Genomic DNA, 15,887 nt, shown 5'->3' with positions numbered 1-15,887 from the left:
GGATTTATGAAGAGTAACAACGGGATGCGCTCGATGACCGGGACTTCGCCCGGCCCACTGCTCCGGCACCTGGGATCCTCGGCCCCCGCCACGGGCTGGGGCGGGCGCCGAGTCCTCGTGACCGGCAGCTCCGGTCACCTGGGGGAGGCGCTGGTGCGGACGCTGCGTGTCCGCGGTGCCGACGTGGTCGGCCTTGACACCCGACCCTCTCCGTTCACCAATGTCGTTGGCTCGGTGAATGATCCAGACCTGGTGCCCGATGTGATGACCGGAGTGGACGTGGTGTTCCACGCCGCGGCCGTGCACAAGCCACAGCTGGCCTTCCTGCCCGGTCAGGCATTTCTGGACACCAATATCAGCGGCACCCACGCGGTGCTGGAGGCCGCAGCGGCGGCAGGAGTGCGCTCCTTCGTCATGACCTCCTCCACAACGGTTTTCGGTGACGCGCTGGTGCCGCCGGAGGACCAGCCGGCCGCGTGGATCGACGAGTCGATGGCGCCGGTGCCCAAGAACATCTACGGCGTGACGAAGGTAGCTGCCGAGGACCTCTGCCAATTGGCGCACCGCAACCGCGGGCTCGCCTGCATAGTGCTGCGCACCTCCCGGTTCTTCGCCGAAGGTGATGACATGCCACACCAGTGCGGCGGGCGCAGCGACGACAACATCAAGGCCAACGAATACGCCTACCGCCGAGTCGCACTCGAAGACGCGGTCGATGCGCACCTGCGGGCCGCTGCATGTGCGCCACATCTCGGATTCGGGCGCTACGTCGTATCGGCCACCACCCCTTTCAACCGCGACGACCTCACCCGGTTGCGTACCGACGCGGCAGCGGTTTTCGCTGAGCGGGCGCCACTGGCGGCGGCGGTGTGGCAAGAACGTGGCTGGCGCTTCCCTGACCGTCTGGACCGCGTATACGTCAACGCCCGCGCCCGGCATCAGCTGGGCTGGTGCCCGCGCTTCGACCTCAACGCCATCGCCGCGCGAGTGGCCGCCGCCGGGCCGGTGCACACCCCGCTGTCGTGCCTGGTGGGTTCCAAAGAGTACGCCGACAGCCCCTACCACCTCGGCGTGTTCGACCCGGGCGGCCAGCAGGCGTCCGCACCGCTCGCGGTCTAGCCCGGTCCGTCCGTACAGCCTAATGGGGGCAGCTGTCTCGGCAGACCACGCGATCACCGTAGGATCCCGACTGATGGCAAGCGAACCCGAGCCGTTCGCCACCCAGGGGGTGGGCGGCGTCCGCATCGTCGCTGATCGGCAGGGGGATCCGGCGGCGCGCGCAGTGGTGTTCCTGCATGGCGGCGGCCAGACGCGTCGTTCCTGGGGGCGCGCGGCGGCCGCCGTCGCGCGCCGCGGGTACCAGGCCGTCACCGTCGACCTACGGGGTCACGGTGAATCAGACTGGTCGACCGAAGGCGACTACCGCGTGGTCAGCTTCGCCGCCGACGTCATCGAAGTGCTGCGTGGCCTGCCGGCCCGGCCGGTGCTGGTGGGCGCCTCCCTCGGCGGGTTCACCTCGATGCTGCTGGCCGGTGAGCTCGCACCCGATCGCGTCGGCGCCGTCGTTCTGGTCGACATCGTGCCGAACATGGAACAGTCCGGCGCGAACCGCATTCATGCGTTCATGTCTGAGCGGGTCGACTCGGGGTTCGAGTCACTCGAAGAGGTCGCCGACGCGATCGCCGAGTACAACCCGCATCGGCCCCGGCCCACGGACCTGGAGGGGCTGACCACCAACCTTCGCCGCCGCGGCGAGCGCTGGTACTGGCACTGGGATCCGCGGTTCATCAGCGGCACCGCGGCCTTCCCGCCCCTCGAGGTCACCGACGCCGACCGGATGCACACCGCGGTTTCGGCGATACTGCGAAATGGCTTGCCCATGTTGCTGATTCGAGGCCAGATGAGCGACCTGGTCAGCCAGGAGCGAGCGGATGAGTTCCTGGCACGCTTCCCACAGGTGGAGTTCGCCGACGTGCGCGGCGCCGGGCACATGGTGGCCGGCGACCGGAACGACATCTTCGCCGACGCGGTCCTGGATTTTCTGGCCCGTCACGTCGGGTGACTGAACTGGCCGGCCGGCGGTATCCGAACTGTGCATGAGGTTGTTGGCCAGGATTGACGGGGTATGCGCTGCCGCTGTACTGCCGAGGCCGGCCCCGGCACGCTGAGAGGTCTTCACCGCGAGCGTGCCTGCGCAAAGGCCGTGGCGGTGTGAACTCGGCATCGGAGGGTCCGTCGCGCCGGGCTTGGGCTACGGTCACAATCACCGGTGACACCGCCAGACAAGGAGTAGCCCGTGAGCAAGACCGCCAGGCGGCTGGGACCGCAAGACTTGTTATTCCTCTACGGCGAGACGGCCAGCACGATGATGCACGTGGGTGGCCTGATGCCGTTCACCCCGCCGCCGGATGCGCCGCGCGACTTCCTGCGCCAGCTTGTCGACGAGAGCAAAGCCAACGAAGTTGTCGAGCCGTGGAATCTGAAACTCAGCCATCCGGACCTACTGCTGAGCCCGATCCAGTCCTGGGTGTACGACGACAAGTTCGACCTCGATTACCACGTACGGCGCTCAGCGCTGGCAAGTCCCGGGGACGAGCGTGAACTGGGAATTTTGGTGTCGCGCTTGCACAGTAACGCCCTGGACCTGCGCCGCCCGCCGTGGGAGATGCACTTCATCGAGGGTCTCGAGGGCGGCCGGTTCGCCATCTACGTCAAAATGCACCACGCGCTGATCGACGGGTACACCGGTCAGAAGATGCTGGCGCGCAGCATGTCGACCGACCCGCACGACACCACGCACCCGCTGTTCTTCAATATCCCCACACCCACAACGGCGTCGGCGGAAAACGGGGACAACGGCGGTGGCATCGCCGGCGGACTACTGAACAGCCTTGGTGGAGCGGTGAGCAGCCTGGGTGGCGTGGTCACTGGCGTGGGCAGCGTGCTCGGTTCGGTCGCCGGTGCCGGACGGTCCACGCTCGACCTCACCAGGGCGCTCGTCAACACGCAGTTGCGCAGCGACAACGAATACCGGAACCTGATCGGTTCCGTGCAGGCACCGCATTGCATCCTGAACACCCGGATCAGCCGCAACCGCCGTTTCGCCACCCAGCAGTACGAGCTGGATCGCCTCAAAAAGATTGGGGCAGAGAATGATTCGACGTTAAACGATGTCGCGTTGGCGATCTGCGGGGGCAGTCTGCGCCGCTTCCTCGACGAACTGGGAGAGCTGCCGGAGAAGTCTCTGATCGCGATGTTGCCGGTCAACGTGCGCCCCAAGGATGACGAAGGCGGCGGTAACGCCGTGGCCGCCATCCTGGGCTCGCTGGGCACCAACATCGCCGATCCGCAGGAGCGGTTGGCGGCGATCACCGCGACGACCCGGATGGCGAAGGCCGAATTGGCGAAGATGAACAAGGATGCGATCCTTGCCTACACCGGAGCGTTGCTGGCGCCATTCACCATGCAGGTGGCCAGCGCGCTCACCGGCATCAAGACGCCCCTGCCGCACGCCTTCAATCTGACCGTCAGCAATGTGCCAGGCCCCCGGGACGTGCTCTATCTGCGGGGTAGTCGCATGGAGGCGTCATACCCTGTATCCCTCGTCGCACACAGCCAGGCGCTCAATATCACGCTGCAGAGCTACGCCGGCACACTGAACTTCGGGTTCATCGGCTGCCGCGACACCCTGCCGCACCTGCAGCGGCTTGCCGTCTACACCGGGGAGGCGCTCGACGAGTTGGAGGACGCCACATCGGGGAGGTGACCATGACCGACGATCGATTCGTCCGGCTCCGCCACGACGGTGGTCTGGCCACGATCGAGCTGATCAACTCGAAGGCCTTGAATATCATTGGCAGCCCGGCGATTTCGGCGTTGACCGAAGCGTTGCGCGCGGTCGGACAAGGCAGTGATGTGCGCGTGGTCGTGTTGCGCGGTTCGGGGGAGAAGGCGTTCATCGGCGGTGCGGACATCAACGAGATGGTCAACCTCGACCAGGCCGGCGGCAAGGTGTTCATCCACCGGCTCGCGGGCCTGTGCGAGGCGATTCGGCAATGCCCGGTCCCGGTCATCGCGCGGCTCGCCGGCTATTGCCTCGGCGGTGGTCTGGAGGTCGCGATGTCGTGCGACCTACGGATCGCCGAATCCGGCGCGAAGTTCGGCATGCCGGAGGTGGCCGTCGGAATACCCTCGGTGATCCACGCGGCCCTGATGCCGGCCTTGATCGGGGCCGGGCACTCGGCGTGGATGTTGCTCACCGGGGAGACGATCGATGCCGGGACCGCGGTGGCCTGGGGCCTGGTCCACGAGGCAGTCGCACCCGATGCGTTGGACGCCCGCATCGCGCAGCTCACGTCGCGGCTCAGCGGATTCGGTCCGGCCGCGGTCCGCCAACAGAAGCGGCTGCTGAACAAGTGGTTCGACATGTCGGTCCACACGGCGATCGAAGACAGCGTGGAAGAGTTCGGACAGGCCTTCCTGACCGGCGAACCTCAGCGGCACATGCGGTCATTTCTCGACCGAAAAGTCCGAGAAAACGGGAAAACGTAGTCGCAACCGCACGCTCACCGGGTGTTCACCCAATTCTCCGATATGCGCTCATTTTCCGGTGCTGGGCGAGATGATGACCAGAAGCGTGATACCAACGAGGGTGGGCGATGTCATTTGTGACCACGGCGCCGGGCTTGTTGACGACGGCGGCGACGGACTTGGCACAGATCGGCGAGGCACTGCGGGTCGGTAGTCTCGGGGCATTCGTTCCGACCACCGAGCTGGCAGCAGCCGCCGCTGATGAGGTGTCCTCGGCGATAACCGCGTTGTTCGGTACCCACGGCCTGCAGTACCAGGCGGCCGCGGCCCGGGCGGCGTCGTACTACGACCGGTTCCTGCAGGACCTCGGCATCGCCGCGACATCGTATTCGGGCGCGGAGGCGGCGAGCGCGGACGCGTTGGGTGCGCTGGATTCGGTTGCCGCGAATGGATTTCAGACGTTGGTCTACGGTCCAATCCACACCGCCGGTGACGCCTGGATAGCCAGCCCGTTTGGTCAGACGCTGGACCCGATCATCAACGCGCCGACGACTGTGCTCCTCGGGCGCGGGTTGATCGGCCACGGTGCCCCCGGCACCGCGGCCAATCCCACCGGCGGGGCCGGCGGCATCCTGTTCGGCGACGGCGGGACCGGTTACTCGCCGACGGCGGGCAACGTGGCGGGCGGCAACGGTGGGAACGCCGGCTTCATCGGCAATGGCGGCACCGGTGGGGCCGGGTTCGGCGGCGCGATCGGTGGCACCGGCGGTGTCGGCGGCTGGGTGATGGGCAACGGTGGTGCCGGCGGTGCCGGAGGTGCCGGTGGCCAGGCGTTGTTCTTCGGCAACGGTGGCGCTGCGGGAACCGGCGGGTTCGCCGGCCGGGGCGGTCTGTTCGTCGGTGTACCGGGTGCCGGCACGGTCCCCACCGGTGGTCCGGGTATCCCGATTCAAATCGACTTCGTACGCCATGCCCAATCGATCGCCAACGCGGCGGGCTGGATCGACACCGCGGTGCCCGGCGTCGCACTGACCGCGCTCGGCCACCAGCAGGCGCTGGCGATCGCCAATGTGCTTGCGCCCTCGAGCCAGTACGCCGGAGTCTTCTCCTCGGAGTTGATGCGCACCCAGCTGACCGCCCTGGCGCTGACCCCGAACCCGCAGATCATGCCCGGCCTCAACGAAATCAACGCTGGAATCTTCGAGGGGTCACCGCAGCTCAGCCCCGCAGGCCTGCTTTATCTGGTCGGCCCCGTCGCGTGGACGCTCGGCTTTCCGTTGATGCCGATGCTGGCACCGGGTTCCACCGACATCAACGGAATCGTGTTCAACCGCGCCTTCACGGCGTCGATGCAGACGATGTACAACACCGCCGTGGGCAACCCGATCGTCTCACCGTCGACCGGGCACATCACCGATGTGGCGTACTCGAGCGCCTTCACGATCGAGGCCGGCACGCTGATGAACGTCAACAACCCCAATCCGTTGCTGATGCTCACCCACCCGCTCAACAACACCAGCGTTGTCGTTGTGCGGGGTGACCCCACCGGTGGTTGGAACCTGGTGAGCTGGGACGGCGTGCCTGTCGGTCCGGCGAATCTTCCGACGAAGCTGTTCGTCGACTTCCGGAATCTGATCGTGGCGCCGCAGGTTGGAGTCTGGAGCGCCTGGGAGGGCCTGCTGTCCGGGGACCCGACCACGTTCGCCATCGCGGTGCGCGACGGCGTCGAGAGAGTGGGGACGGCGACGTTGAACTTTCCCTTGGCGGTGGCCGAGGACTTCATCGACTCGTTGACGCAACCGAGCCTCAGTGATCTGACCGGTCTGTCCGTCCCGATCTAGCCGGCTCAGTCCCTGATCCGGTTGAAGACCTGATCGTAGGGTCCGCCCTTGCACGCACTACCCGAAACGTCCTCCATGCCGTGGCCGGAGAGCGATGTGATCGGGTCCTGCGCCGGCTTGGGCAGCGGGAACACTCCGGTCATCCTGACGCGACTCGTGCCGCCGGCGGGGCAAGGGACGTCCTCCTCGGAGTTCTCCGTCCATGCGTTGTTGGCGAAAATGAACAGCTGATGGTCGCTGAAATCAGTCAGCACGAAACGGCTCAGGCATCGGTCCCCGGCGCGCAGACAGAACGTATCGACGCTGAAGTCTTGGTCGCCCAACTTGGGTTGACCGGTTGCCGTCGTCACTCGCGAGCGGTAGAAGCCGCGTAATCCCAACGCCGGGGACGCCACTCGGGTAGGCAGGGCGGCCGGGTCGGGCAGTCCGGTGACATCGGCGTCACCGGTCCGGGTGAACGTCACACTGCGTTTGCTGTAGCACTTGACGGAGTCGTCGATCCATTCGCCGGCCAAACTGCCGTCCGGACGCGGTAGCAGATAGACCCAATGCCACTCTTCGATGTCTTCGTTGCCGCATCTCTCGGTATCGAGAGCCACCGCGATCCAGCGTCCGTTGACGTCATCGAATGTCAGGTTCGACGGGTGTTTGAAGGACCCCGAACTTCTGGCCGCGGTAGCCACGCACCCTTTCGCGCCGCACACCGACCGCAGCGTCCACGTTTCTTGACCCGGCGGCTCCGTACCTGGTTCAGGCTTACCGGACAGGCTGATGCTGGGGCCGAAGCTCGCGGTGTAGGTGCCGGTTATCGGCCCGGAATTGGCTAGCGGAGTAGTCGCGGGAGCGGATTTGTCATTGGGGATCAACGCGAATGCAGCGACGAGGGCGACCACGGCCATCGCCGCGACAATGCTGCTTGCCAGGACGACACGTCGACGTCTGCGGTTCGGCGGTGGGGATGACGTCGTTGCCGGGGACCGGGACGGGCCGACCGGCGGCAGACTGGGGACGGCCGGGACATCTGAACCGGTCGGTGGGACGTATTGCCGGTACTGGGTCGCGTCGGTGTTGGAAGCCGGCGCCGCCGGATAGTAGTTGCGTGGCACGCTGGCCTGCACCGGCACCACCTGGGTGTGGTGTTGGGCGGATGCCTTCGCCGGTGGAGTGATCGCCGCACGCGCCGCGGCGGCCATCTCGACGGGAGTCGCATAGCGCTGGTCGGGATTCTTCGCCATCCCGATTGCGACCACGCCGTCGAGTTGTATGGGCAGGCCCTTGCGAAGAGCCGAGGGACGCGGCGTCGGCAATCCGAGATGGCCGCCGATTTGTTGTTCGATACTGGTCCCCGGGTACGGCTGAGTGCCGGTCAGGCACTCGTGCAGAACACAGGCGAGCGAATAGGTGTCGCTGCGCGGGTCCGTTTGGCCCTGGTTCAGCCGCTCCGGAGCCATATAGGCCCAGGTGCCGATCACGCTGCCGGTATTGGTCATTCGTGCTTCCCCCGCCGCGCTGGCGATGCCGAAATCGATCAGGTAGGCGAAGTCATTGGGAGTGACCAGAATGTTCGACGGCTTGACGTCGCGATGCACCAGTCCGATCTGGTGCGCGCTGTGCAGTGCCGAGGCGACCTGCTCGATGATCGTCACGGCGCGTCCGGGATCCATGATGCTCTCGGCGATGATGCTTTGCAGATCCCGGCCGTTGATCAGGCGCATGTCCACATAGAGGCGGCCGTCGATTTCACCGAAATGGTGAATAGGGATGACATGTGGGTCGTTGAGCCCGGCCGCGGCCAATGCCTCCCGTCGGAATCGCTGCACGAAACTCGGGTCGTTGGCGAGATTCGCCGACAACACCTTGACGGCGACCACGCGTTGGGTCTCGGTGTCGAAGGCCCGCCAGACCTCGCCCATGCCACCACGGCCAATCAGCTCGATCAGCCGATAGCGGCCGAACGGCGTGCCTTCGTCGTTCACGACTCTCCTTGGACCGAACGTCACGATCTTTGGGAACCGATTGAAGCCGCAAAGCGAAGCTACCGGGCGACTGCCGAGGAGACTCAGGGAATAGTCATATATTTCACACAGGTCTGCTGTCGGCGGCCTGGTTCCCGGAAGATGATCAGCCGCAAAGGGATTCGTCGGTGGTGGGCACCGCCCGCAGGTGCCGCCGAGAGCGTCGCCGGGTGCCTTTGCGCTGCGCCGTTGACCAGTCGGCCAACGACACCGCCGCCGAGTTCGCGTATTCCTCGTCCGAACCGATGAAGTCGTCGATGAGCCGCGCCACTGTCTCGGTGCATTCGGTGTGGGGATGGTGCGCGACGCCGGGAATCACGTGCAGTCGGCTGTGCGGCATCGCCTCCTGGGCGGCGTAGGCGTGAGCGACCGGGATCACCGGGTCCTGATCGCCGGTGATGATCAGCACCGGCCGGTCGGCATTGCTGTGCAGGCGACTCAGCGCGCAGACCGCCTGCCCGCGACCGTCGACGACGGCCCGCAGCGTGCGCAGGAATGCCTGCCGGTTCTCCCGGTTCGCCAGCGCGGCGTGGGCTTCCCAGTGGTGGCTGAGGTCCGCGTGGCTGCCGAGTGCCGACAGGGCCATCCGGGCTTTGATCACCGGCTTCGAGGACGCCAGCTGAAGAAGCATCCCCGACCCGGGCAGCGAAGCCAGCCGCAACACCCGGTTGACCTCGTTGCCGAGGCCGCCGCTGCTGAGCAGGATCAGCCGCTCGCAGTAATCGCGGTGCTGGTGGGCGAACTGCATCGCGATGCCGCCGCCCAACGAGTGACCCACGATGGTCACGCGCGGGATGCCAAGCGCGTCAAGGAAATCACGCAACCACACGGCGAAGGCGCCCAACGAGTAGTCGCCGCGCGGCTTGGCGGTCTGGCCGTGGCCGAGCAGGTCCGGTGCGATCACGCGATACTTCTGGGACAGCATCGGGATCATCGCCTGCCAGTTGTTCGAGTTGCCGCCCATCCCGTGGATCAACAACAGCACCTCACCGGCGCCTTCGTCGCGGTATGCGACACGGTCACCGTGCAGATCGATCGTTCGGAGAGTGGTCATGTTGGCCTGCTTGGTCACTTCGGTGTGGAGGGATGATTCCTGGTGAAGTGAGTCTGTGGGGCAGACCTTGTGGCTTTCTTGCGTCCTTCTAAAAGCTTCCTGGCCGATCCGGTCGAGGTCGGCTTTCCGGGCGCCACCATTCGGGTGATCGTTGCGATGGTGATGCGCTACTGCCCCAGTCGACTTCGATCTGCGGTTTCCCTTGCCGGGTGATGCCGACCCGGCCGAGCTCGGGCGGTTGTCGGTTCGGCACTTGCTCGAACGCTGGGTGCGGTCCGGTGTCACGAAGGAGCGGCGCAACGGATGCGGGAAATCTTCGGCGGCTAGCGACAGCCAGTGGTCGCCACGCCGATCGGCTATGGGCCGGCGCCCGCGCCGCCGCTGCCGCCGCTGCCGCCACTGCCGGGCGTAGGGCCATCGTGGGTAGTGCCGAAGTCCCCGGCGATACCGGGTTGACCTTCCCGGATGCCGGTTGAGTACGGGGCCTGGCCGCCGGCGCCGCCCTTGCCGCCCTGACCGCCGTCGCCGGCGGTGCCGCCGACCGCGGTGGGGTCATTCCGGTTCCCGAAGTCTCCGTAACCTCCGAAACCGCCCGCGCCACCAGTGCCGCCATTGCCTGCAGTGCTGCCGACGCCGATGCCATCGCCACCCTGGCCGCCGTCGCCGCCAGCGCCGCCCACTCCGCCCGCGAACCCGCTGGCGATGCGTCCGTCGCCGCCGGTGCCGCCGGTCCCGCCATTGCCGCCATCGCCGGCCTGCCAGCCGTCCCCGCCCGCACCTCCACTGCCGCCGGACCCCCCGTTGAGGGTTGTCAGCGAGATGCCGGCGCGCGGCACGCGGGCGACCTGGGGGGCTTGGCCACCATTGCCACCGTCACCGCCTCGACCGCCGTTGCCCGCGGCGCCGTCGGTGCCGCCGCTGCCGCCGGTTCCGGCCAGTCCGCCCGCACCGCCATTGCCGCCCGCGCCGCCGCCGCCCCCGCTTGCGCCGTTCGCCTGGGCTAGGTCGCCGGCGAAGTTGTAGGCATTACCGCCGTGCCCGCCGCCGCCGCCGTTGCCGCCCTGGCCGCCGCTGCCGTTGAGGCCGCCGGGGCCGCTGCTCCCACCCGCGCCGCCGGCGCCGCCGGCGCCCCCGTTGAAGCCGCCCCGACCCACCCACTGGCTGGTGTCATAGGACTGCGACGTTTGGTTGAGGATGCTGTCGTCGCCGGGTATCAAGCCGAGGTTGCCGTCGGCACCGTCGGTACCGTTGCCGCCATTGCCGCCGTTGCCGCCATGCCCGCCGTTGCCCGAGGCGCCCGCGACACCGCCGAGGCCCGCTGCCCCACCCGCACCGGCGGCCCCGCCCGCGCCGCCGTTGCCGGCGGTCCCGCCCGTGTGCGAGCCATCGCCACCGAGGCCACCGGCGCCACCGCTGCCGCCCAGACCCCCGGTGCCGCGGACGCCGCCAGCGCCACCGACACCGCCGTGGCCGCCGGCCCCACCGGCGCTCCCGGCTGCGTGGTCGGCCGTCGCACTGCCCCCGGCTCCGCCGTTACCGCCCATGCCGCCGGCCCCGCCAGCGCTGAACAGTGCTAAACCTTTGCCGCCGGCGCCGCCATCGCCGCCGGCCCCGCCGGCCAGGCCTGCGCCGCCGTACGCTCCGATACCGCCGTTGGCGCCCACACCGCCCCGGCCACCCAGCAGTCCGCCGTTGCCGCCGGCCCCGCCGGCGCCACCCGCCCCGCCGCCAACTCCCGCCCCGCCAGCGCCGCCGGCGCCACCGTTGCCGAACAGTCCGGCCGAACCGCCGGCTCCGCCGTTCTGACCTGCAGCGCCGGCCGCGCCGGTGCCGCCGTTGCCCCATAGCAGTCCGCCGTCACCGCCCGCGCCACCGGGCGCAGTCGCGTTTGTGCCGTCACCGATCAGGTTTCGCCCAACCAGCAGCCGAGTCGGAGTGTTGATCGCAGCGAGCAGGTCTTGCTCGAGAGTCTGCAACTGCGAGGTGTTAACAGCCTCCGCCAGGGTGTAGGAGTTCGCACCGGCTGCCAGGGCGGCGATGAACCGGTCATGAAACGCCGCCGCCTGCGTGGTGAGCGCCTGGTATTGCTGCCCGTGCGTGGCGAACAAGGCCGCGATGGCCGCGGATACTTCGTCGCCGGCCGCTGCCAGCACCTGTGTGGTGGCTGCTGACGCCGTCCGATTGGCTGCGCTGATCGCCACGCTGAGCTCGCTCAAATCCGCGGCCGCGGAGGTCAGCATTTCTGGTGATGCGAATACGAGCGGCACCGACATTTCAGCTCCTGAAAACGCCGGCCCGGGATTTGCGTACAAGCGTCACTCAGCCAACGCGATTGAAAATTCTTTTGGTACAGATTCCCCATGCTAACGAGCGTGGAGCATATGTTCCAATTTTCCGGTTGAAGCTGAATAGAGCCATAACGCTTATTTTCCAAATGCGACCCAATGACCTAATTCAGACTTCACATAATCCGGTCCGGCGATACCGACGCAATTGGGCCGCAGGCCCGCTCGGCGGCGGGGAGATTTTCGCAGCGCGTCGAGTTGGGCGGCGATAGCGCGGTACGGCCGCACGGAGAACGCGACCGGTTCGTCTGCGGACTTGATCGGGTGTGAAATCGGGCGGTTCGGCAGTCGTGGGGCCTATGGACCGGATCGTCCGGCAGCGCCGTCGTTGCCTTCGCTGCCGTGCGGTGTGCCTGCGCCGCCGCTGCCGTGGAGACCGCCGCCCCCTCCGTTTCCGCCGCCGTGGCCGCCGTTGCCACCCGAACCGCCTGGGCCGTCGCCGCCCTCGCTATCGGTGCCGCCGTTGCCGCCGTTGCCCCCGTTGCCCCCGGCGCCGCCGCTGAACTCGCCGTATCCACCCCTGCCACCCGTGCCGCCCGCACCGCCGGTGCCGCCGCTGCCGCCGTTGGCCGCACCACCGCCGTTGCCGCCGGCACCACCGTTGCCCCCGACGCCGCCGGTAGCGCCGACGGTGCCCGGGCCGCCGACGGGACCCGAAACGAGTCGACCGCCGTCGCCGGCGTCACCGCCCATGCCGCCGATGCCGCCGGTGCCGCCTTTGCCACTGCCGGTTGCGGCCCCACCGGCCCCGCCAGCACCGCCCTCGCCGCCCGTACCGCCGGAGGCGAAGCTCAGGGAATTTGTGTTGCCGACTCCGCCGGTGCCCCCCGTACCACCCTGGCCGCCGGTGCCGCCGTCACCGCTGCCGGTTGCGGCGCCCCCGACGCCCCCGGTGCCGCCGTGGCCGCCGGTGCCGGTGTAGTTCCCGCCGCTGTTCTGGCTGAAGTTTGCACCGCTGCCATCGCCGCCGCGTCCGCCGTTGCCGCCGTTGCTGCTGCCGCCGATGGCGGTCCCGCCTACGCCGCCGTCGCCGCCGTTGCCGCCGTTGCCCGCGCTGAGGGTGAGGCCGCCTTGGCCGCCTTGGCCGCCGTCGCCGGCCTTGCCGCCGCCCAGGCTGGTGCCTCCGGCCCCGCCTGCTCCTCCGTTGCCCGCGGCGACGTCGCTACCACCAACGGTGTTACCGCCGTCGCCACCAAAACCGCCGTTACCGGCGTTACCGCCATTGAAGCCGTTGCCGCCTGACCCGCCGTTGCCGCCGAGGCCCCCGTTGCCGCCCTTGCCGCCGAAGCCGCCATCGCCGCCGGTACCTGCGGTGGAATTGGCGGCGTATGCGTCGCCGCCGTTGCCGCCATGACCGCCGCCGCCTCCGGCGCCGGCCAAGAAGGCGTCGCCGCCGTTGCCCGCGTTCCCGCCTGCGCCGCCTTTGCCGCCGGTCGCGGTGACCGCGCCACCTTGGCCGCCGTCGCCGCCGGTGCCGCCGACGGTGCCCAGGCCTCCGGTGCCGCCGTTGCCGCCAGCACCCCCGGTGCCCGCGGAGCCGTTGGTACCGCCGCTGCCGTCGGCGGCGAGGCCGCCCGCTCCGGCGTCACCGCCGGTGCCGCCGTCGCCGCCGAGGCCGCCGGCACCCCCACCGATACCGCCGATGCCGCCGTTGCCGCCGGTGCCGCCGTCGCCGCCGAGGCCTGCGGCGCCGCCGGCGCCGCCTTGGCCGCCGGCGCCTCCGTTGCCGCCGTCGGACTGGAGGCTGCTGGCGTTGCCCCCACCGCCGCCGTTGCCGCCGGCGCCGCCTTTCCCGGCGGTACCGTCGGCGGCAGCGCCGCCTTGGCCGCCCATTCCACCCGAACTGCCCTGGGCATCGCTGGCTGCGGTGCCGCCATTACCGCCGTTGCCACCGTCGCCGCCGTTGCCGCCGTGACCGGCGCCGCTGCCGCTGGCGATGCCGGCGGCACCACCATCCCCGCCGTTGCCGCCGGTGGAATTGCCGAGGATGCCGCCGTCGCCGCCGGCTGCGCCCTGACCGCCGTTGCCGCCGTCACCGCCGTACCCGCCGTTGGTCGCGGTGCCGCCGACGCCGCCCCGGCCTCCGTTACCGCCCTGGCCAGCGACCGTTGACGTGCCACCGTCGCCGCCCGTACCGCCGGAGCCGGCATTGCCGCCGTCGGTTGCCACGCCGCCGGCGCCGCCTTGACCGCCGCCTCCGCCGGCGCCACCGATCGCCGAGGCGGTTCCACCTTGGCCGCCCATGCCGCCGGCTCCGGCTTGGCCGGAGCTGCTCGTGCCGCCCGTACCGCCTGTCCCGCCGGCGCCGCCGTTGTAGCCATGGCCGCCTTGCCCGCCGGCGCCGCCGGCGCCGGCGGTGTCGCTGCCGAGCGCTGCGCCGCCCACACCGCCGGTGCCGCCCGTGCCTCCGGTGGAGCCGCTCCCGCCGTCGCCGCCCAGACCGCCGTTGCCGGCTGTGCCGCCGGTGCCGGTCCCGGTTGCCGCGCCGCCGGCGCCGCCGTTGCCGCCACTACCGCCAGCACCGGTTGAGCCGAACGGCGCGCCGGCGCCGCCCGCGCCACCTTGGCCGCCGATGCCACCGTCGCCGCCCTGCGCGCCGGCGCCGCCTGCGCCGCCGTGGCCGCCGGTGCCGCCGGCGCTGCCGTCGCGGGTAGAGAAGGCGCCTTCGGCGCCAGTGCCGCCCACGCCGCCGGCACCGCCGTTGCCGCCGCGGCCCGCGCCGCCGGTGGTGCCGCCGGTGCCCCCGTTGCCGGCTTGGCCGCCGGCGCCGGCGTTACCACCCGAGCCGCCGTCGCCGCCAGCGGCGCCCGCTGTGCCTGAGCTGTTGCCTGATGCGCCGGCGGCACCGTTGCCTGCGTTGCCGCCGTTGCCGCCGTGGCCTCCGCTGCCGTTGGTGCCCCCCGCGCCGCTGTTGCCGCCGGCACCACCTGCGCCGCCGGCCCCGCCGGCAAAACCGGAGCCGCCGGTGCCGTCGGCAGCCACGGCCGTGTTGCTGTCGCCGGTTCCGCCGCTACCCCCGGTGCCGCCTTGGCCGCCATGGCCCGCCGGACCGGCCAGGCCGCCGCCAGCCCCGGCCGCACCGCCCGCACCGGCGAACCCGCCATTGCCGCCGGCGCCGCCGTCACCGCCTCCGGTGCCGATGCCCGAGGCCCCGTCACCGCCCAGGCCGCCGGCCCCGCCGTTGCCGCCGATGCCACCGTTGCCGCCGCGGCCAAAAAGCAGCCCGTTTGCCCCACCGGCCCCGCCATGTCCGCCGGCCCCACCGGCGCCGCCGCTCACACCGGCGGCAGCGGTACCGGCGGCCGCTGATGCTCCCAGGCCACCGGCTCCGCCGTCTCCGCCCAGGCCACCGGCACCGCCCTGGCCGTACCACAGACCGCCCCTTCCGCCGGCCCCACCGTCACCGCCTGCCGCTCCGGATTGACCCGCGGCGCCGGGTGCGCCGCCGCCGCCGTTGGCGCCGGCTCCGCCGGTGCCGTACAGCAGCCCAGCGTTACCGCCGGCCCCGCCATTGGCCCCGGATCCGCCCGCCCCGCCGGCTCCGCCGTTACCGAACAATCCCGCCGAGCCGCCGGCCCCGCCGGCGTGTCCGGCCGCACCGGGGGCACCGTTGCCGCCGTTGCCCCACAGCAATCCGCCGTCACCGCCGCGACCGCCTGGCGTGGTTGCGTTGGCGCCGTCACCGATCAGCGGGCGGGCCAGCAGCGCCTGGGTCGGGGCGTTGATGACGGCCAGCAGCTGTTGCTGGACGGTGTTGGCGGCTTCGGTCGTGGCGTACGCATGGGCGCTGGACGCCAGGGTGGCCAGGATGTGGTCATGAAAGGCGGCCGCCTGAGCGCTGAGTGCCTGGAATTGCTGTCCATGGGCGCTGAACAACGCCGCGACCTGAACGGATACCTCATCGCCGGCCGCGGCCAGCAGCTGGGTCGTTGACGCCGACGCGGTGCGTGCGGCCATGTACACCGCCGAGCCGATCCCGGCGACATCGGTGGCCGCGGCGCTCACCGCGTGGGGCGAGGCAAACACAAACGACATCGATGACTCCTTGCTGACTGAGCACATCCCCGGTTTGGGGCAAATGGTGTCGACCGGCGCTTGAAGA

9 protein-coding genes are annotated in these 15,887 nt (G+C 69.8%); 5 read left to right on the top strand and 4 right to left on the bottom strand.

What is annotated here, in order from left to right:
- The first annotated feature begins 33 nt into the window (after window positions 1-33).
- The 5 genes from ACX9NE_RS10760 to ACX9NE_RS10740 all read left to right on the top strand — a co-directional run bounded on the left by ACX9NE_RS10760 (window position 34) and on the right by ACX9NE_RS10740 (window position 6,371).
- Entirely contained in the window at window positions 34-1,119 is a 1,086-nt protein-coding gene (locus ACX9NE_RS10760) for an NAD-dependent epimerase/dehydratase family protein (protein WP_459361807.1), read from the top strand.
- 73 nt (window positions 1,120-1,192) lie between these two features.
- Window positions 1,193-2,062, top strand: coding sequence for an alpha/beta fold hydrolase (locus ACX9NE_RS10755; RefSeq protein ID WP_459361808.1), 870 nt, complete (start codon window positions 1,193-1,195; stop codon window positions 2,060-2,062).
- Between the two features lie 234 nt (window positions 2,063-2,296).
- Window positions 2,297-3,766, top strand: coding sequence for a WS/DGAT/MGAT family O-acyltransferase (locus ACX9NE_RS10750; protein ID WP_459361809.1), 1,470 nt, complete (start codon window positions 2,297-2,299; stop codon window positions 3,764-3,766).
- 2 nt (window positions 3,767-3,768) lie between these two features.
- A complete protein-coding gene (locus tag ACX9NE_RS10745) occupies window positions 3,769-4,551 on the top strand; it encodes an enoyl-CoA hydratase (RefSeq protein WP_459361810.1) in 783 nt (260 codons plus the stop codon).
- A gap of 107 nt (window positions 4,552-4,658) precedes the next feature.
- Window positions 4,659-6,371 carry a PE domain-containing protein gene (locus ACX9NE_RS10740; protein ID WP_459361811.1) on the top strand — a complete coding sequence of 571 codons (1,713 nt, stop codon included), beginning with the start codon at window positions 4,659-4,661 and terminating at the stop codon, window positions 6,369-6,371.
- A gap of 5 nt (window positions 6,372-6,376) precedes the next feature.
- Here ACX9NE_RS10740 and ACX9NE_RS10735 read toward each other — a convergent pair whose 3' ends face one another.
- From ACX9NE_RS10735 to ACX9NE_RS10720, 4 genes are all read right to left on the bottom strand, one after another.
- Window positions 6,377-8,347 (bottom strand): serine/threonine-protein kinase, encoded by a 1,971-nt coding sequence (locus ACX9NE_RS10735; protein WP_459361812.1) that lies wholly within the window; start codon window positions 8,345-8,347, stop codon window positions 6,377-6,379.
- A gap of 145 nt (window positions 8,348-8,492) precedes the next feature.
- The gene (locus ACX9NE_RS10730; RefSeq protein ID WP_459361813.1) at window positions 8,493-9,440 is read right to left on the bottom strand and encodes an alpha/beta fold hydrolase; all 948 of its coding nucleotides are present in this window, start codon (window positions 9,438-9,440) and stop codon (window positions 8,493-8,495) included.
- Window positions 9,441-9,796: 356 nt separating this feature from the next.
- Window positions 9,797-11,713, bottom strand: coding sequence for a PE family protein (locus tag ACX9NE_RS10725; protein ID WP_459361815.1), 1,917 nt, complete (start codon window positions 11,711-11,713; stop codon window positions 9,797-9,799).
- A 369-nt stretch (window positions 11,714-12,082) separates the two neighbouring features.
- On the bottom strand, window positions 12,083-15,820 hold the full coding sequence (locus ACX9NE_RS10720; RefSeq protein ID WP_459361817.1) for a PE family protein: 3,738 nt from the start codon (window positions 15,818-15,820) through the stop codon (window positions 12,083-12,085).
- Between the last annotated feature and the right edge of the window lie 67 nt (window positions 15,821-15,887).

Source organism: Mycobacterium sp. ML4, assembly GCF_054515735.1.
The sequence above is the reverse complement of the archived record's forward strand: the minus strand, read 5'-3'. Positions and strand labels throughout refer to the sequence as shown.